Source organism: Pseudomonas sp. W2-17 (assembly GCF_041060445.1).
In the GTDB taxonomy this organism is placed as follows: domain Bacteria; phylum Pseudomonadota; class Gammaproteobacteria; order Pseudomonadales; family Pseudomonadaceae; genus Aquipseudomonas.
Genome location: NZ_JAUFNS010000013.1, coordinates 58,376 through 77,627 on the forward strand (window position 1 = coordinate 58,376; position 19,252 = coordinate 77,627).

General features: G+C 61.8%; 14 protein-coding genes. 5 read left to right on the top strand and 9 right to left on the bottom strand.

Annotated elements, in window-relative coordinates:
- Positions 1–43: 43 nt before the first annotated feature.
- The 7 genes from cmk to mtnA form a co-directional block, all read right to left on the bottom strand.
- Entirely contained in the window at positions 44–733 is a 690-nt protein-coding gene (gene cmk / locus QWI20_RS17155) for a (d)CMP kinase (RefSeq protein ID WP_065992981.1), read from the bottom strand.
- Positions 730–2,937 carry a bifunctional prephenate dehydrogenase/3-phosphoshikimate 1-carboxyvinyltransferase gene (locus QWI20_RS17160; protein WP_369306553.1) on the bottom strand — a complete coding sequence of 736 codons (2,208 nt, stop codon included), beginning with the start codon at positions 2,935–2,937 and terminating at the stop codon, positions 730–732. Before QWI20_RS17160 ends, cmk begins: the two co-directional genes overlap by 4 nt.
- A gap of 28 nt (positions 2,938–2,965) precedes the next feature.
- Positions 2,966–4,078, bottom strand: coding sequence for a histidinol-phosphate transaminase (gene hisC, locus QWI20_RS17165; RefSeq protein WP_369306465.1), 1,113 nt, complete (start codon positions 4,076–4,078; stop codon positions 2,966–2,968).
- A gap of 54 nt (positions 4,079–4,132) precedes the next feature.
- A complete protein-coding gene (pheA, locus tag QWI20_RS17170; protein WP_369306466.1) occupies positions 4,133–5,227 on the bottom strand; it encodes a prephenate dehydratase in 1,095 nt (364 codons plus the stop codon).
- Positions 5,227–6,312: a 3-phosphoserine/phosphohydroxythreonine transaminase gene (gene serC, locus QWI20_RS17175; protein ID WP_369306467.1), complete on the bottom strand. Its 1,086-nt coding sequence runs from the start codon at positions 6,310–6,312 to the stop codon at positions 5,227–5,229. Before serC ends, pheA begins: the two co-directional genes overlap by 1 nt.
- A gap of 122 nt (positions 6,313–6,434) precedes the next feature.
- A complete protein-coding gene (gyrA, locus tag QWI20_RS17180; RefSeq protein WP_369306468.1) occupies positions 6,435–9,230 on the bottom strand; it encodes a DNA gyrase subunit A in 2,796 nt (931 codons plus the stop codon).
- 305 nt (positions 9,231–9,535) lie between these two features.
- Complete coding sequence (gene mtnA / locus QWI20_RS17185; RefSeq protein ID WP_369306469.1) at positions 9,536–10,612, bottom strand: S-methyl-5-thioribose-1-phosphate isomerase; 1,077 nt, start codon at positions 10,610–10,612, stop codon at positions 9,536–9,538.
- 163 nt (positions 10,613–10,775) lie between these two features.
- Here mtnA and QWI20_RS17190 point away from each other — a divergent pair, with 163 nt between their 5' ends.
- From QWI20_RS17190 to QWI20_RS17210, 5 genes are all read left to right on the top strand, one after another.
- Positions 10,776–12,107, top strand: coding sequence for a TRZ/ATZ family hydrolase (locus QWI20_RS17190; RefSeq protein WP_369306470.1), 1,332 nt, complete (start codon positions 10,776–10,778; stop codon positions 12,105–12,107).
- A gap of 67 nt (positions 12,108–12,174) precedes the next feature.
- Positions 12,175–12,873: a bifunctional 2-polyprenyl-6-hydroxyphenol methylase/3-demethylubiquinol 3-O-methyltransferase UbiG gene (ubiG, locus tag QWI20_RS17195; RefSeq protein WP_369306471.1), complete on the top strand. Its 699-nt coding sequence runs from the start codon at positions 12,175–12,177 to the stop codon at positions 12,871–12,873.
- A 3-nt stretch (positions 12,874–12,876) separates the two neighbouring features.
- Positions 12,877–13,548: an N-acetylmuramic acid 6-phosphate phosphatase MupP gene (gene mupP, locus QWI20_RS17200; RefSeq protein WP_369306472.1), complete on the top strand. Its 672-nt coding sequence runs from the start codon at positions 12,877–12,879 to the stop codon at positions 13,546–13,548.
- Between the two features lie 320 nt (positions 13,549–13,868).
- Complete coding sequence (locus tag QWI20_RS17205) at positions 13,869–14,615, top strand: YciK family oxidoreductase (protein ID WP_369306473.1); 747 nt, start codon at positions 13,869–13,871, stop codon at positions 14,613–14,615.
- 285 nt (positions 14,616–14,900) lie between these two features.
- Positions 14,901–15,827, top strand: a complete 927-nt coding sequence (locus QWI20_RS17210) for a GGDEF domain-containing protein (protein WP_282367524.1) — start codon at positions 14,901–14,903, stop codon at positions 15,825–15,827.
- Positions 15,828–15,831: 4 nt separating this feature from the next.
- Here QWI20_RS17210 and QWI20_RS17215 read toward each other — a convergent pair whose 3' ends face one another.
- Together QWI20_RS17215 and QWI20_RS17220 are read right to left on the bottom strand one after the other, a co-directional pair.
- Entirely contained in the window at positions 15,832–16,629 is a 798-nt protein-coding gene (locus QWI20_RS17215) for a TenA family transcriptional regulator (protein ID WP_369306474.1), read from the bottom strand.
- Positions 16,630–16,664: 35 nt separating this feature from the next.
- Entirely contained in the window at positions 16,665–19,130 is a 2,466-nt protein-coding gene (locus QWI20_RS17220) for an EAL domain-containing protein (protein ID WP_369306475.1), read from the bottom strand.
- Between the last annotated feature and the right edge of the window lie 122 nt (positions 19,131–19,252).

Below are 19,252 nucleotides of genomic sequence, written 5' to 3' on the forward strand. Positions count from 1 at the left end.
AAAGCCTGCGGGACTATGACTGGTCTCCCACATGGCTTTCTGGTCATCCGGCGAGATCGCGGAGTGCGACTTCACTCAGGATGCGTTCAAGCACCTGCTCGATGGACAATTCGGTGGAATCCAGCTGAATGGCGTCATGCGCCGGCTTGAGCGGGGCTACCGCTCGCTGGGTGTCACGCTCGTCGCGGACACGGATCTCATCTAGCAGACTCGGCAGACTAACATCGTCACCCTTGGCCTTCAACTGCAAATATCGCCGACGGGCACGCTCGTCGACGCTGGCCGTCAGAAAAATCTTCAATGGCGCCCCGGGGAAAACCACCGTGCCCATGTCGCGGCCGTCGGCGATCAGGCCTGGAAACTCCTGAAAAGCCCGTTGGCGCTGCAGCAGTGCTTCGCGAACAGCCGGCAACGAGGCCACCTGCGACGCGCCACTGCCGACATGCTCATTGCGGATGGCTGACGTGACGTCCTCCCCTTCCAGGATAATTCGCTGACCGTGGTCGTCGGTCGCTGCCATGAATTGCACGTCCAGATGCGCAGCCAGCAGCTTCAATGCTTCTTCATTGGTCAGGTCGACGCCATGATTGACCGCGGCGAAGGCCAGCAGCCGATACAGCGCGCCTGAATCCAGCAGGGACCAGCCCAGACGTTTGGCCAGCTTGCCGGCCACCGTGCCCTTCCCGGAACCGCTGGGTCCGTCGATCGTAATGACCGGAGCTTGAACTTTCACGATTGCCCCTCTTGCGTTACACGAATACCCACCTGAGCACACAGCGTCAGGAAACTGGGAAATGAAGTCGCCACATTGGCGCAGTCCCGGATGTGGATCGGGCCGGCCGCGCGCAGCGACGCGATACTGAATGCCATGGCGATACGGTGATCACCCTGCGCATTGATTTCACCACCGCCGACGGTTCCACCATCAATAATGATGCCATCTGCGGTCGATTCAACGTTTACACCGAGCGTCGCCAGACCGTCGGCCATGGCCTCAAGACGGCCGGATTCCCTGACGCGTGAGCCCTGGGCACCGTTAAACACTGTTCGCCCTTCCGCGCACGCGGCGGCAATAAAGAGTGCTGGAAGCTCGTCGACCGCCAAAGACACCAGCGTCCGTGGAACGTCGATACCCAAGAGGCGCGCAGGACGCACGTGCAGATCAGCCACCGGCTCGCCGCCCGCATCGCGCGGATCGTGCAGCGTAATGTCCGCGCCCATCAGGCGCAGGATATCGATAACGCCGGAGCGCGTCGGGTTGACGCCCACGCCTTCCAGAATCAGGTCGGAGCCTTCGGCGATGGACGCTGCCACCAGAAAGAACGCCGCCGAGGAGATATCGCCGGGCACTTCGATGGGTGCCGCCTTGAGTTCAACCCCTGACTGCAGCGCCACTGTCTCGTCATGAACAGCAACCGAATGACCGAAGCCTTGCAGCATGCGCTCGGTGTGGTCCCGGGTCGGCGCCGGCTCATGCACCATCGTTGTGCCATTTGCGTAGAGACCGGCGAGCAACAGCGCGGATTTCACCTGAGCGCTGGGCAACGGCATGTCGCAGCGGATGGCCTGAAGACCTTGCCCGCCGCGAAGGGTCAGCGGCGGCCGGCCGTCTTCTGCGGTTTCGATCACGGCGCCCATCTGGCGCAGCGGGTCGACGACGCTGGTCATCGAACGGCGTGACAAAGAGGCATCGCCGGTCAGCACGCTGTCAAAGCGCTGCGCGGCCAACAGGCCACAGAGCAGCCGCATCGACGTGCCCGAGTTACCCAGATAAAGCGGCCCCGGCGCCGGTTGAAGCCCGTTGAGGCCGACGCCATGAATGGTCAGGCGACCGTGGTGCGGCCCTTCGATGACCACGCCCATGTCGCGGAATGCCTGCAAGGTCGCCAGCGCGTCCTCACTTTCGAGAAAACCCTCGACGACGCTGGTGCCTTGGGCCAGGGAGCCGAGCATGATCGCGCGGTGCGAGATCGACTTGTCACCCGGCACGCGAACCCGCCCCCGGACAACGCCACCCGGCTGGGCAATAAAGATGAGGTCGGCGCCTGAGGTTTTTTCAACGTAGGCACGACGGGCGAGGATCTTGCCGAAATGCTCCCGGGCGACCCTGGCGCGGGTGAACACACCGAGCAATTGGTGGCCATCGCCTGCATCCACAGCGTCGCGCAGCGCATCAAGGTCGCTGCGGAAGGTGTCGAGGGTGCGCAGCACGGCCTCGCGGTTCGCCAGAAAGATGTCATGCCACATCACCGGATCACTGCCGGCAATGCGCGTGAAGTCGCGGAAGCCGCCCGCCGCATAACGGAATATGTCGAGATTTTCGTTGCGCTTGGCCAGCGAATCCACCAGACCGAACGCCAGGAGGTGCGGCAGATGACTGGTCGCCGCGAGCACTTCATCGTGGCGCTCGACCTGCATGTGCTCGACGTCCGCGCCCAGAGCCGACCAGAGACGATCAACCAGCGCCAGCGCCGAAGGATCGGTTTCGGCCAGGGGCGTGAGGATGACTTTGTGCCGCTTGAACAGCTCGGCGTTGGACGCTTCCACCCCGCTCTGCTCGGAGCCGGCAATCGGGTGGCCGGGCACGAAGCGCGCCGGCATCACGCCGAACGCTTCGCGGGCAGCGCGGACCACATTGCCTTTGGCGCTGCCGACATCGGTCAGCACGGCATTGCCCAGGCCCAGGCCTGCCAGCACGCCGAGGAGTTTTTCCATGGCCAGAATCGGCACAGCCAACTGAATGACGTCAGCCCCCACGCAGGCGGCAGCGAGATTGTCTTCACAGCGATCGACCACGCCCAGTTCGACGGCCAGCGTGCGCGATTGCGGGTCGAGATCGACACCCACGACTTCGCGGCACAGGCCACTTTCCTTCAACCCTTTGGCGAACGATCCTCCGATCAAGCCGAGGCCGACCACCACCAGGCGGCCGATCACAGGCACAGCGGGTTGCAGCGACGTGACATCAACCACGCGCCAGAACCTTGCTCAACGCCTCGAGGAAACGACTGTTCTCGGCTGGCAGACCAATACTCACCCGCAGGTGATCGGGCATGCCGTAACCGCCGATCGGGCGAACGATCACGCCTTCGCGCAGCAATCCTTCGTAGACCGAAGCGGCTTCGCGGCCCAGGTCAACGGCAATGAAATTGGCTTTGGAAGGAATCCAGCTCAGGCCCATCTGACCAAGCCCTGCTTCCAGCTGCTGGATGCCGGCTTCATTCAACTGACGGCTTTGCGCAACATAGTCAACGTCGTCCAGCGCGGCGCAGGCAGCGGCCAGTGCGAGGCTGTTGACGTTGAATGGCTGACGCAAGCGGTTCAGCACGTCGGCCACGACCGGCGAGGACAGGGCATAGCCAACGCGCAAAGAGGCCAGGCCATAGGCCTTGGAGAACGTACGCGACACCAGCAGGTTCGGGTAATCGCTCAGGAAGTTGAGGCCGTCAGGCAGGTCAGCGCCCTCGGCGTATTCAATGTAGGCCTCGTCCAAAACGACCAGCACATTCTCGGGCACCTGCGCGAGGAAGTCAGCCAATGCATTCGGCCCGAACCAGGTCCCGGTGGGGTTGTTCGGGTTGGCGATGAAGACGACCCGGGTGTTGCTGTCGATGGCGGCGAGCATGGCCGGGAGATCGTGACCCCACTCTTTCGCCCTGGCGACGTGGGCGGTGGCGCCCACGGCCTGGGTGACGATCGGATAAATGGCGAATGCGTGTTCGCTGAACACCGCATTGAGCCCCGGCGCCAGGTAGGCGCGGGCGACGATTTCCAGAATGTCGTTGGAGCCGTTGCCCAGCGTCACTTGCTCGGGTTGCACGCCACAGGCTTGCGACAAGCGCTGCTTGAGCTCGAAACCGTTGCCGTCCGGGTAGCGGGTCAACTCCGCCAGTGCGTCTTTGATCGCCTGCAACGCCTTGGGGCTGGCGCCCATGGGGTTTTCGTTGCTCGCCAGCTTGATGATGCGCGCCGGATCGATATCCAGTTCACGCGCCAGTTCGTCCACCGGCTTACCGGGAACGTAAGGCGATAGTTTTTGCACGCCGGGCTGTGCCAGCGCGAGGAAGTCGCCGCTCATGTACCGCTTTACCTCTTCAGAAAAACCCGTGGGGCTGCAAGTCCGGTCGCAGGATCAAAGCACTGCTTTCGGATAAGAACCCAGCACCTTGAGCGCCACGGCTTCCTGACTGATCTGCTCTAGAACGGCCTTGATCAGCGGGTCGCGGTGGTGGCCGACGAAATCAATGAAGAACACGTAGGTCCATTTACCGCTTCGCGAGGGACGCGTTTCGATGCGCGTCAGGTCGATGCCGTTCTGGTGAAAAGGCACCAGCAGCTCATGCAGCGCGCCCGGCTTGTTGCTCATGGAGACGATGATCGACGTCTTGTCGTCGCCGGTCGGCGGCACTTCCTGATTGCCGATCATGAGAAAGCGCGTGGAGTTGTCCGGGCGGTCCTCGATCTTCTCGGCAATCCGTGTCAGACCATAAAGGCCCGCCGCCATATCACCGGCGATCGCCGCCGAATTCCACTCACCCTTGACCCGCTTGGCCGCTTCGGCGTTGCTCGCCACGGCGACGCGTTCGACGTTCGGGTAATGCGCGTCCAGCCACTTGCGGCACTGGGCCAGGGACTGGGCGTGGGAATAGATGCGGCTGATGCTGTCGGTCTTGGTGTTTTCGCCCACCAGCAGATGATGGTGAATGCGCAGCTCGACTTCGCCACAGATGACCATGTCGTGCTCAAGAAAGCTGTCCAGGGTGTGGTTGACCGCACCTTCGGTGGAGTTCTCCACCGGGACCACGCCGAAGTTGACCGCACCGGCGACCACTTCACGGAACACTTCGTCGATCGCTGCCATGGGCTTGCTGATCACGGCGTGGCCGAAATGCTTCAGCGCCGCCGCCTGGGTGAAGGTGCCCTCAGGGCCGAGATAGGCGACCTTGAGCGGCTGCTCCAGCGCCAGGCACGAGGACATGATTTCGCGGAACAGCCGCGCCATCTCTTCGTTGCTCAACGGACCACGGTTACGCTCCATGACGCGCTTGAGCACCGCCGCTTCACGCTCGGGCCGATAGAACACCGGCACCTCGCCAGCCGGGAGATCGGCCATTTTGACCCGCGCCACTTCCTGGGCGCAGCGGGCGCGCTCGCTGATCAGTTCGAGAACCTTTTCGTCCAGGCTGTCGATGCGGACCCGCAGTGCCTTGAGCTCTTGTTCAGACATTAGCCGTGTTCCTTCTCGAACTCTGCCATGTACGCGGTCAGGGCGTTGACCGCACTGAGGTCGATGGCATTGTAGATGGACGCGCGCATGCCGCCGACAGAACGGTGGCCTTTGAGGTTGAGCAGGTTGCGCGCTTCGGCACCCGCGAGGAACGGCTTGTCCAGGCGATCATCGGCCAGACGGAAGGGCACATTCATCCACGAGCGGTCGGACGGGTTGATCGGGTTGCTGTACAGACCGCTGGCGTCGATGAAGTCGTACAGCGTGCGCTGCTTGAGTTCATTGCGCGTGGCCATGGCCTCGACGCCGCCCTGCTCTTTCAGCCATTCGAAGACCAGACCGGACAGGTACCAGGCCAGCGTTGGTGGCGTGTTGTACATGGAGCCGTGGTCGGCCGCGACCTTGTAATTGAGCATCGTCGGGCACAGCGAACGCGCGCGACCCAGCAGGTCCTCACGGATGATTGCCACGACGATGCCACTCGGGCCGATGTTCTTCTGGGCGCCGGCGAAGATCATGCCGAAACGCGAGACGTCGACAGGGCGCGAGAGGATGTCCGAAGACATGTCGGCGACCAGCGGCACGTCGCCGGTATCCGGAATCCAGTTGAATTGCAGACCGCCAATGGTCTCGTTGGGCACGTAGTGAACGTAGGCCGCGTCTTTCGACAGCGTCCACTCGTTCTGGCCGGGAATGGCGAAGTAATCGGAGGGTTTGGCGCTGGCGGCGACATTGATATTGCCGTAGCGCGATGCTTCTTCAATGGCTTTCTGCGACCAGATGCCGGTGTCGATGTAGTCCGCCCTGCCGTTTTCCGGCAGCAGGTTCAACGGAACCTGAGCGAATTGCTGACTGCCGCCACCTTGAAGAAACAGCACTTTGTAATTAGAGGGGACAGACAGCAGATCGCGAAAATCCTGCTCCGCCTTGGTGGCGATGGAGACGAACTCGTCGCTGCGATGGCTCATTTCCATGACGGACAGGCCTTTGCCGTGCCAGTCCAGAAGTTCGGCCTGGGCACGCAGCAGAACAGCTTCAGGGAGCGCGGCAGGACCTGCGCAGAAGTTAAAGGCTCGCTTGCTCATATCCACTCTCGTCGTGTCACTGAATTAATTTGGAACGGGTGAAATGCGGGGAAGTGCAGAACAGGGACTGTATCTATTCCATCATTCTAAGAGAGGGGGCTGTCACCAGCCCCCTTTAAGCGTTACTCCTGGGGCTCTTCTTCGTCAGCCGCGGGATCCGCCTGCACATCATCAGCGGACTCGTCGGTGTCGACGGCGCTAATCACGTCGCCATCAACCTCTTCTCCCTCGAACGCTTCGCCTTCCAGCTCTTCGCCCTCGACTTCCGATGGCTCCTGCACGCGCTCCAGACCGACCAGCTTCTCGTCCTTGGCCAGTTTGATCAGGGTCACGCCCTGGGTGTTGCGGCCCAGACTCGACACTTCGCCAACGCGGGTACGCACCAACGTGCCCTGGTCGGAAATCAGCATGATCTCCTCGCCGTCCTGCACCTGAACCGCGCCGACCAGACGGCCATTACGTTCGTTGCTGACCATGGCGATAACACCCTGACCGCCACGCTTGTACTCAGGGAACTCAGTGATCGCGGTGCGCTTGCCGTAGCCACGCTCGGAAGCGGTGAGGATCTGGCTGCCCTGCTCCGGAATCAGCATCGAAATCAGCTTCTGCCCTTCAGGCAGACGCATGCCGCGCACACCGCGAGCCGTACGGCCCATGGCGCGCACTTCGGATTCCTTGAAGCGGGTGACCTTGCCGCCGTCGGAGAACAACATGATTTCCTGCTCGCCATCGGTGACGGCTGCGGAAATCAGGATGTCGCCCTCGTCCAGCTCAAGCGCGATCAGGCCGACGCTGCGTTGACGACTGAACGCCACCAGCGGGGTCTTCTTGACAGTACCGTTGGCGGTCGACATGAAGATGAACGGCGCCTTCTTCTTGTCGGCGGCCTTGATGCGCGCCTTGCGCTCTTCTTCGGTCTCGTTGCTGTTCTCAAGGTCTTCGGCGTCGGCGTCCACGCCTTCGGCTTCTTCTTCGTCAGCGCGCTTGCGCATGGCTTCGAGGTCGACCGGCAACATGGTGGTGATGTATTCGCCTTCGCTCAGCGGCAACAGGTTGACGAGCGGACGACCACGGGCAGCGCGGGACGCTTCCGGGATCTCGTAGGTCTTGAGCCAGTACACCTTGCCTTTGCTGGAGAACATCAGCAGCGTGGTGTGACTGTTGGCGACCAGCAGGTGAGCGATGTAGTCCTCATCCTTGACGCCGGTGGCCGACTTGCCTTTGCCGCCGCGACGCTGGGCCTGATAGACGGCCAGCGGTTGAGTCTTGGCGTAGCCACCGTGGGAGATGGTCACGACGCGCTCTTCTTCGGGGATCATGTCGCCGAGGGTCAGGTCCAGGCGCGCATCGAGAATCTCGGTGCGACGCACATCGCCGTATTCGGCGCGAATCAGCTCGAGCTCTTCGCGGATGACTTCCATCAGGCGCGTGGCGCTGTTGAGGATGCGCAGCAGCTCGCCGATCTGAGTCAGGATTTCCTGGTACTCGGTCAGCAGCTTTTCGTGCTCCAGACCGGTCAGGCGGTGCAGACGCAACTCAAGGATCGCCTGGGCCTGTTCCGGCGACAGGAAATACTTGCCGTCACGCATGCCGTACTGAGGATCGAGGTTTTCCGGGCGGGACGATTCGGCGCCTGCGCGCTCGACCATCTCGACCACGGCGCTGGATTCCCACGGCGTGCTGATCAGACCTTCTTTGGCTTCAGCCGGCGTCGGCGAGGCTTTGATGAGGGCGATGACCGGGTCGATGTTCGACAGGGCAACTGCCTGACCTTCGAGGATGTGACCACGCTCGCGGGCCTTGCGCAGCTCGAACACAGTGCGGCGGGTAACGACTTCGCGACGGTGACGAATGAAGGCTTCCAGCAGGTCCTTGAGGTTCAGGATGCGTGGACGGCCGTCGATCAGCGCAACGATGTTGATACCGAAGACGCTTTGCAGCTGGGTCTGGGCGTAGAGATTGTTGAGGATGACCTCCGGCACTTCGCCGCGACGCAGCTCGATGACCACGCGCATGCCGTCCTTGTCGGACTCGTCGCGCAGCTCGGTGATGCCTTCGAGCTTCTTCTCTTTGACCAGCTCGGCGATCTTCTCGATCAGACGGGCCTTGTTCAGCTGGTACGGCAGCTCGGTAATGACGATCTGCTGGCGACCACCGACCTTGTCGATGTCTTCGACCATGGAACGGGCGCGCATATAGATGCGGCCACGACCGGTCTTGTAGGCTTCGACGATGCCGGCACGGCCGTTGATGATCGCGGCGGTCGGGAAGTCGGGGCCGGGGATGTACTGCATCAACTCGTCGACGGTGAGGTCGCCGTTGTCGATGAGCGCCAGACAGCCGTCGATGACTTCACCGAGGTTGTGCGGCGGAATGTTGGTCGCCATGCCCACGGCGATGCCGCTGGAGCCGTTGACCAGCAGGTTGGGAATACGGGTCGGCATGACCGCGGGGATCTGTTCGGTGCCGTCGTAGTTCGGCACCCAGTCCACGGTTTCCTTGTGCAGGTCGGCCAGCAGCTCATGGGCCAGCTTGGTCATGCGCACTTCGGTGTATCGCATGGCAGCGGCGTTGTCGCCGTCCACCGAACCGAAGTTGCCCTGGCCGTCTACCAGCAGGTAGCGCAGGGAAAAGGGTTGGGCCATACGAACGATGGTGTCGTAGACCGCAGTGTCGCCATGCGGGTGGTACTTACCGATAACGTCACCGACCACACGGGCGGATTTCTTGTACGGCTTGTTCCAGTCGTTACCCAGTTCGCTCATCGCGAACAGTACCCGCCGGTGCACGGGCTTCAAGCCGTCGCGCGCATCGGGCAGAGCTCGTCCGACGATGACGCTCATCGCGTAGTCGAGGTAGGACTGCTTCAGCTCGTCTTCGATATTGACCGGGAGGATTTCTTTGGCCAGTTCGCCCATGAGAAGCCTGATTCCTTTTTCTGGTGAAACCTCGCTCAGCCATCCGGGATGAACAAGGCTTGCCGCTGCCGACGATTGTCAGGCAACGACTTACGACAAATCAGCGAGTTATGCCATGAATGTGCGCAGTCATATGGGTCGCCATGCGCCCCTGTGGAAACCGCCGGATGGTACCACAATCGCCGTCAGGCACGAAGTCTTTGCAGGCGCCGTGAACACGCCATTTCGCCAACAGACGCCTGAGACGCGCTCACAGAGCCCGATAGCGCGTTTGACGACGAATGGCATTATTGGCTGCAGGGTGATCAATGCAGGCGTTTGCGACACATCAACAGGGCCATTTTGGTCGCGTCGGGGCGTTCGACGATGCCCTTCTCGGTAACGATGGCGTCGATCAGATCGGCGGGCGTGACGTCGAACACCGGGTTGAAGGCGTCGACGTCGGCACCCACGCGCTTGCCGCCGACTTCCAGCAATTCGCGGCCGTCGCGTTCTTCGATGGGAATATCGTCGCCACTGGCAAGGTTCATGTCGATGGTCGAGCTCGGCGCCACGACCATGAAGCGCACGCCGTGGTGCATCGCCGCCACCGCCAACTGGTAAGTGCCGATCTTGTTGGCGACGTCGCCGTTGGCGGTGATGCGGTCGGCGCCCACGATGACCCAGGTGATGCCTTTGGTTTTCATCAGGTGCGCGGCCGCGGAGTCGGCGTTGAGGGTGACCGGAATGCCTTCGTTGACCAATTCCCACGCGGTCAGACGGGAGCCCTGCAGCCAGGGACGGGTTTCGTCGGCGTAGACGCGTTCGATCATGCCTTCCAGGTGTGCCGCGCGGATGACGCCCAGCGCCGTACCGAAGCCACCTGTGGCCAGTGCGCCGGTGTTGCAGTGGGTCAGCACGGTCTGCAGATTGCCCTGGTGCTTGCGAATCAGCTCGGCACCCAGTTGCGCCATGGTCAGGTTGGCTTCGCGGTCGCTCAAGTGAATGGCCACAGCTTCGGCTTCCATGACCTTCAGCGGATCTTCGTGATCCTTCAGGCGATACAGGCGTTCACGCATGCGATTCAGCGCCCAGAACAGGTTGACCGCCGTGGGCCGGGAGTTGGCCAGCAGGTCGAAATCTTCTTCCAGGGCCATTTGCCAGTCGCCGCCTTCGGCCAACCGGTCAATGACCGCCAACACGATGCCGTAGGCCGCACTGATGCCGATGGCCGGCGCGCCGCGCACAACCATCGTGCGGATGGCTTCGGCCACGCCTTCAGCTGTGGTGTAGGGATGCCAGGTTTCTTCGAAGGGCAGGACCCGCTGATCCAGCAGATGCAACGTGCCGTCCCGCCAATCGATGGCCTTTACCTTCTCCGCAGCCAGTAATCGATCGCGCATTGCACACCCCACTTGATGAATTTTTGAAAAGCTGCCGCCACAGCGACGGTGCAAAGAAGCAAATCGCCAGCACCTTAAAAAGCCGCCGATTATAGCGAGCCGCCTGCGAAGACGCTCGGGTATACTTCGCCGTCCCCGTAATAAGCCATTGGATGCCCGCCCCATGCCCCATTCCGCTGCCCCGCTCGACCTGTTGTTGCTGCCGGACTGGCTGGTACCGGTCGAACCCGCCGGCGTTGTGTTGAAGCAGCACGGAATCGGCATTCGCGATGGCCTGATCGTTTACATCGGCCCCCGCGCCGAGGCCCTGCGCCAGCCGGCCATCGAAGTGCGCGAGCTGCCGGGCATGCTGCTCAGTCCCGGGCTGATCAACGCCCACGGCCACGCGGCGATGACGCTATTTCGCGGTCTGGCCGACGATCTGCCGCTGATGACCTGGCTGCAGGATCATATCTGGCCGGCCGAGGCGAAATGGGTCGATGAGGATTTCGTCCGCGACGGCACCGATCTGGCCATCGCCGAGCAGTTGAAAGGCGGCATCACTTGCTTCTCCGACATGTATTTCTTTCCGAAGGTCGCCTGCGAGCGGGTCCATAACAGTGGCATTCGCGCACAGATCACTGTGCCGGTGCTGGACTTCCCGATACCCGGCGCGCGCAACAGCGACGAATCCCTGCACATCGGCATCGAGCTGTTCAACGATCTGGCCCACCACGACCGCATCAAGATCGCCATGGGCCCCCACGCGCCTTATACCGTCAGCGACGAGAACCTGGAGAAGATCCGGGTCATCGCCGATGAACTGGACGCAATGATCCAGATGCACGTTCACGAAACTGCCTTTGAAGTACACGAGGCCGTTCAGCAACGCCAGGAACGGCCCCTCGCGCGGCTGCAGCGTCTGGGCCTGCTGGGCCCGCGTTTCCAGGCGGTGCACATGACCCAGATCAGCGATGACGACCTCGCGATGCTGGTCGAAAGCAACTCCAGCGTCATTCACTGCCCCGAGTCGAACCTGAAACTGGCCAGCGGCTTCTGCCCGGTCGAGTGCCTGTGGCAGGCCGGAGTCAACGTCGCCATCGGCACCGACGGCGCGGCCAGCAACAATGACCTGGACCTGCTCGGCGAAACCCGCACCGCCGCGCTGCTGGCGAAAGCGGTGGCCGGCTCGGCCACCGCGCTGGACGCCCACCGTGCGCTGCGCATGGCCACGCTGAACGGCGCCCGCGCTTTGGGCATTGACGATCACACCGGTTCGCTGCAGATCGGCAAGGCCGCCGACATGGTCGCGTTCGACCTCTCGGGCCTGGCGCAACAGCCGGTCTACGACCCGGTGTCACAACTTATTTATGCAACGGGGCGCGATTGCGTGACCCACGTCTGGGTCGCCGGCAAGCCATTGCTGCAGGACAAACGCCTGACCCGCATGGACGAGGAAGCGCTGACCCGAACCGCCAAAGCCTGGGGCGACCGCATCGCGGCAGACAAAGCCTGACCCATTGAGCACCGCCACGGTCAGATACCGTGGCCGGACACCGAATTCAAGTTTTTGAGGATCACACATGAGCAACGTCGACCACGCCGAAATCGCCAAATTCGAGGCCCTCGCCCATCGCTGGTGGGATCGCAACAGCGAGTTCAAGCCGCTTCACGATATCAACCCGCTGCGGGTGAACTGGATTGACGAGCGCGTGAATCTGGCCGGCAAGCAGGTGCTCGACGTCGGCTGCGGCGGCGGCATCCTGAGCGAGGCCATGGCCTTGCGCGGCGCCACCGTGACCGGCATCGACATGGGCGAGGCGCCGCTGGCCGTGGCGCGCCTGCATCAGCTCGAATCTGGGGTGAACGTAGAATACCGGCAGATCACCGCCGAAGCGCTGGCCGACGAAATGCCCGAGCAGTTCGATGTCGTGACCTGCCTGGAAATGCTGGAGCACGTGCCGGACCCGTCGTCGGTGATTCGCGCCTGCTACAAGATGGTCAAGCCGGGCGGTCAGGTGTTTTTCTCCACCATCAACCGCAACCCGAAGGCGTACCTGTTCGCCATCATCGGCGCCGAATACATCATGAACCTGCTGCCGCGCGGCACCCATGACTTCAAGAAATTCATCCGCCCTTCCGAGCTGGGCGCGTGGAGCCGCGATGCCGGGCTGCAGGTCAAGGACATCATCGGCCTGACCTACAACCCGCTGACCAAGCACTACAAGCTGGCGTCCGATGTCGACGTCAATTACATGATCCAGACACTGCGGGGCGTCTGAGCCATGCGCTTGAGGGCAGTTCTCTTCGACATGGACGGCACGCTGCTCGACACCGCGCCGGACTTCATCGCGATCTGCCAGGCGATGCTGGCCGAACGCGGCTTCCCGCGTGTGGACGACAAACTGATTCGCGACGAGATCTCCGGCGGGGCCAGGGCGATGGTCTCGGCGGCGTTCGCCATGTCCCCCGAGGCGCCGGAATTCGAGGCGCTGCGCCTGGAGTTTCTGGCGCGGTATCAGACCGATTGCGCCGTGCACAGCAAGCTGTTCGACGGCATGGCCGAATTGCTCGCCGACATCGAAAAAGCCAAGCTGATCTGGGGCGTGGTGACCAACAAGCCGGTGCGTTTCGCTCAGCCGATCATGGAGCAGCTGGGCTTGTCGGAGCGTTCCGCGGTGCTGATCTGCCCGGACCATGTGACCAAGAGCAAACCCGACCCGGAGCCGCTGTTGCTGGCCTGCAAGATGCTCGATCTGGACCCCGCCAGCGTGCTGTTCGTGGGCGATGACCTGCGTGACATCGAATCCGGCCGCGACGCCGGCACTAAGACCGCCGCCGTACGCTATGGCTACATCCATCCCAACGACAATCCCGATCACTGGGGCGCGGACGTGGTGGTGGATCACCCGCTGGAGCTGCGCCGGGTGCTGGATGATGCGTTGTGCAGCTGCTGATTTGAGACCGAATGAAATCCCTTGTGGGACGATCGGGGTGGCGCTCCACCTTGTTCGCGAAGAGGACGACACATCCGTCGAATCTTTAGTGAATCCAGAATACATTCGCGAGCAAGCTCGCTCCCACAGGATCGGGGTGGACTCGATATCTTGGTTACACCGCCGGACTTGTGGGGGCGCGCTTGCTCGCGAAGAGGACGGCACATCCGTCGCATCTTTAGTGAATCCAAATTCATTCGCGAGCAAGCTCGCTCCCACAGTAGTGCCGCCAGCCACACACTGCGTTTTACCGCTTGACTACGTGTGATGAAGGAGCCCCCATGTTCAATTATTCCCCCCGCCCCGATCTGCTCAAGGATCGGGTGATTCTGGTCACCGGCGCTGGCCGTGGCATCGGTGCCGCTGCCGCGAGAACCTACGCCGCCCACGGCGCGACGGTCTTGCTGCTGGGCAGGACCGAAGCGAACCTGAGCGCTCTGTACGACGAGATCGAGGCCGCCGGTCATCCGCAGCCGGTGGTCATCCCGTTCGATCTCGAGCGCGCGCTGCCCCATCAATACGACGAACTCGCCGCGATGATCGAAGCGGAGTTCGGCCGGCTCGATGGCGTGTTGCACAATGCCTCGATCATCGGCCCGCGCACGCCGATCGAGCAGCTCACCGGCGAGCAGTTCATGCAGGTGATGCACATCAACGTCAACGCCACCTTCATGCTGACCACCGCGTTGCTGCCGCTGCTCAAGCTCTCGGGTGACGCGTCCATCGCCTTCACTTCCAGCAGCGTCGGGCGCAAAGGCCGCGCGTATTGGGGCGCCTATGGCGTGTCCAAGTTCGCCACCGAAGGGCTGATGCAGACGCTGGCCGACGAGATCGACGGGCTTGGGTCGCTACGCGCCAACAGTATCAATCCGGGCGCAACCCGCACCGACATGCGCGCCCAGGCGTACCCGGCGGAAGATCCGACCCGCAACCCGACGCCGGACGAAATCATGCCGGTGTATCTGTACCTGATGGGCCCGGACAGCAAAGGCATCAACGGACAGGCACTGGATGCGCAGACCCGCTGACCCGGGGCAAGTCGTCCGCTAACCGCAAGGGGCGCTCCCGAACGCGCGCCCTCATCTGCATATCAGACAACGCCGGGTACCTCCCACTCGGCAGTTTCCTGCCGTCTTGTGTAGCCGAATGCCTTCAGGATCGATACGTTAGTCAAATCCAAGGCGCGGAAAGGTATCAAACCTGTCACAATCCGCCGCAACTTATTGATTGACAATACTTTTCACGAAGGCAGTCGAATTGGCACGAGTTTCGCTCTCTCCATTTCAAGCCCGTAGAGGCGAAGGAGCGGAGCCATGAGTTTTCCAACCAACACCAATGCCATAGATTTCGACAGCGCCCGGCTGCAACGCCATGGTTTCGCGCCGCCCCACAGCCTCGTCCGGCCTGCCCTCGATTACGAGCAGCTCAGGCGTCAGCTCGATCTGCAACTGCAGACCAGCCTCGAAGCGGACAAGATCCTGTCGATGCTTTTCCAGAGCGTTCAGCAACTCATCCCGCTGAATGCCCTCAGCTACAAACACCTGCCCACCGATCTGCGCCTGGAACTTGGGGAGCGCGCCCGCCACAGCGCTATCTACCGCATGACCCACGAAGGCGAGCAGTTGGGCGAGCTGTCGTTCCAGCGCGACCACCGTTTCGCCGAGGATGAGCTGGAGCAACTCGAATCGTTGCTGTCCAGCCTGCTGTATCCCCTGCGCAACGCCCTGCTGTACCGCCACGCCAGCTTGAGTGCGCTGCGTGACCCGCTGACCGGCGCCGGTAACCGGATCGCGATGGAGCAGTCGCTGATTCGCGAGTTCGAAATCGCACGCCGCCAGCAACAACCGCTGTCGGTGCTGATGCTCGACATCGACCACTTCAAGGGCATCAACGACACCCATGGCCATGCCACGGGCGATGAAGTGCTGCGCGCGGTGACCAACGCGGTCAAGGATCGCCTGCGCAATATCGATCAGGTGTTCAGATTCGGCGGTGAGGAATTTCTCATCGTGCTGACCAATACCAGCCGTGAGTCAGCCGCGCTGGTGGGCGAACGCCTGCGCAGTGCGGCACTGCAACTCAGTTATCCGGTGACAGGACGGCCTCTGGATCTGACCGTCAGCCTCGGTTGCTCGACGCTGCTGCCGGGCGAATCGTCCGACAGTATGTTACGCCGAGCCGACACGGCCCTGTACGCCGCCAAGCGTAAGGGCCGCAACCGCCTGGAAATGGCGGGCTGACCGATCAGGCGCGGGCGGGGATCCGGTGTTCACGAACCGAGCCGTTACCTTCCTGCGACCGTTCCAGCGTCATGCACCGCTCAAGGAACAGGAACATGTACTCATAGCTCTTGCAGACCGCCATTCGCAGGTCGCTCTGCAACTGCTCGCTGGGGTTGTTTCCGGCCAGGGTGCAGATGATCTCCAGCGCTTCCCAGGGGTGGGAATCGTCGTACTGCGCATGCATCTTCAGCCACTTCATTGCCCGCTTTCGTGTCTCCGGCGGGAACATGTCCGCGTAGGTGTCCTGGGAGCAGACCACCGCCGACCATTCACCGGTGGCGCCTTCGATGGCGTAGTTGGTCGCCGCGATGGCGACCACCAGCGAATCCGACGAACAACTGTGCCAGCACCAGTGATTCAATGCGTGGAGTTCCGAGGGCACCAACTGCGCCTGCAAGTCTTCCAGCGTCACCCCGTGGGCGGCGCTCCAGTTGACCCAGTAATCGGCGTGGTTGAGTTCGACGCGAATGTTGCGCATCAACCATCGTCGCGCCATGTCTTCGCCCGGGTGTCGGGCGAATCGGGTTTTGGTCAGGTTATGCGCCATATAGACCGCGAACTGTTCGACGACCGGCCAGCCTCCAATGAGGTACTGGCGCATGGTCTTAGAACTGAGCCGCCCGTCACGCATGCGTTGATAAAGTTCATGCCCTACCACCTTGGCCTTGGCGTCACTGCAATCGTCAATCAATTGCTGTGCCCAAGCGGGGTAACTGCTGGCATCCATCAGCGGACCGGTTCTAATGAACATATCGATCACTGTGTAGCTCCTTATGTAAGTTGCGTAGGGTGTGTTCAGCGAAAAGTCCCGGGAGCGCTGAACAACAGTGGGGTCTGCCTCGCGGGCCGTGCGTGCAGACATTCACAGGTGAATAATTGCGGTCGCTCGATAACATAACCCTGAGCGTAGTCCACACCGATTTCCAATAACGCCTGCTCTATCTGTGGGCTTTCGACGAACTCGGCGATCGTCTGTTTGCCCATCACGTGCCCGATATGGTTGATCACTTCCACCATCGCCCGGTTGACCGGATCGTCGAGCATGTCTTTTACGAAACTGCCATCAATCTTCAGGAAGTCCACAGGCAAGTGCTTCAGGTAAGCGAATGACGACATGCCTGCACAGAAGTCATCCAGGGAGAAACGGCATCCCAGACTTTTAAGCTCATTGATGAACCGAATGGCGCTGCCCAGATTGGCGATCGCACTGGTTTCGGTGATTTCAAAACAGATAAGTTCAGGAGGGATTGCATAGATCTGGAACTGCTGTCGCAAATACTCAAGAAAGGCGTCGTCGCCAATGCTGGTCCCGGACAGGTTGATCGCACACACGGCCATCGGCCCTTTGCCGTGTCCGGACTTGAGACAGTCGGCGATGATCATGAACACGTGCTGCACGACCCAGCGGTCCAGGGTGGTCATCATGCCGTAGCGCTCGGCGGCAGGGATGAAACTGTCCGGCAGGATCATGCGCCCGGACTCGTCGCGCAGCCGCAGCAGAATCTCGATATGGCCAGGGCCTTGCACGGCGTTGCGGCCCAGTGCTGCAATTTCCTGGGAGTACAGACAGAAGCGGTTGTCTTCGAGGGCCATGTGCAGGCGCTGAATCCAGGCCATTTCGCCAAAGCGGGTGGACAGATCAGAGTCGTCGTCGTGGTAGACCTGAACCCGGTTGCGGCCTTTTTCCTTGGCCATGTAGCAGGCCATGTCGGCGGCGCGCAGCGAGGTCTCCAGCGTGGTCGGGACCTCGTCGATGTGCACCAGACCGATGCTGACGGTGGTGACAAACGGCCGGCCTTTCCAGACAAAGTGCAGGCTTTCCACGGTTTGCCGCAGGCTCTCGGCAACCCGCTCGGCGGCCTCCGGCGCGCAGTGTTCGAGGAGGATGCCGAACTCGTCGCCGCCCAGACGCGCCAGCGTATCGCCTTCGCGCACGCCCTGCTGCAGCAGCGTGCAAATATGCCGCAGCAGTTCATCACCCGCAGCATGACCGCTGGTGTCGTTGACCAGCTTGAACTGATCAAGGTCAAGGAACATCAATGCATGCCGCGCCGGCTGCTCGGCCAGGCCGTTGAGGGCCAGCTCGAGGCGGTACTCGAATTCGCGGCGATTGGTCAGTCCGGTCAGGGCATCGTGGGTCGCCTGCCAGGACAGATTGGCGATGTACTGACGCTCCTGGGTCATGTCATGCAACACCAGCACCGCGCCACTGACTTTGCCTTCGGTGCGGATCGGCGAGCCGACCAGCGCGACCGAAACGGTGCTGCCGTCCAGGCGCTGAATCAGTCGAGAGCTTTCACTGCCGCCGCCCAGACTGCCACTGAGCATGCGCTCGATCAGGGTCGAGGTGTCTTTCTGATCGTTCTCGTCAAGCAGGCTGAACAGCGCGGCCAGCGGCAGACCGGCCGCCTGCTCGTTCTTCCAGTGGGTCATGAGCTCGGCGGCGGGGTTCATGTAGACGATGGAGCCGTCGACATCGGTGGTGATGACGCCGTCGCCGATGGACTCCAGGGTGATCTGCGCGCGCTCTTTTTCCATCTGCAGCGCGATCGCAAAGGCGTGGCGCTGCTCCAGCAGTTTATGAGTGCGCAGCAGCGCAAGGATGATCAGGCACAGCGCCGTGGCGAGGTTGACCACCAGCAGAATCCGCAGGATGACCCGCGAGCCCTCCCCCAGTGCGTCGCTGAAAGCCATGGCCGCCGGGGTAACGCCTTCGTTGATGGCGCTGATGCGTTGGCGCCAGCCCAGGACTTCACTGTTGGTGACGTTGCCTTCCTGAATCCGGGCGTGCATTTCACGGGCGACTTCATCGAGCTGCACCAGGTAGTTGTCACCGACTTTCCACAGGTCGATGGCCTTTTCCAGGTAACTGAAGTGCTGGAAGTTCAGATAGAGCCAGATGATGCTCTGCGCATCGTCGGGATGGTTACCACCCTGAAGAATGCCGGCCTTGGCGCGCGCGATGTCGGGCACCGGCTGATCCATGGCGAGGCGCAAGTCATGACCGCCTTGGGGAATGGCGATCGCCTGCTGGTATTTCAGGTAGTTGATGTCGTCGCGGCTGTTGGCGTAGAGATTCAGATAATAAATGGCGTCTTTCTGGCCCTTCGACCACAGGCTCTCACCGCCGATGTAGCTACGAACTGCGGACATCATGTACAAGCTGACGCAGCCGAGCAGTGCCTGTAACAGCACAACAGCGATAAACGGCCAGACGATGCCCAGAAGACGAGGCTTCTCGAGGATCCGCTTTTGCTTCATGGTGTCCCTTTGATCAGCACTGCCAGATTCTCGGTCCCCCCACGCCAGGCAACCTTCCTGGAGCCTGAGGGACTTCGCTAATTTCCACGACGCAGCAGACAATCTCTCACATCTTTTACAAG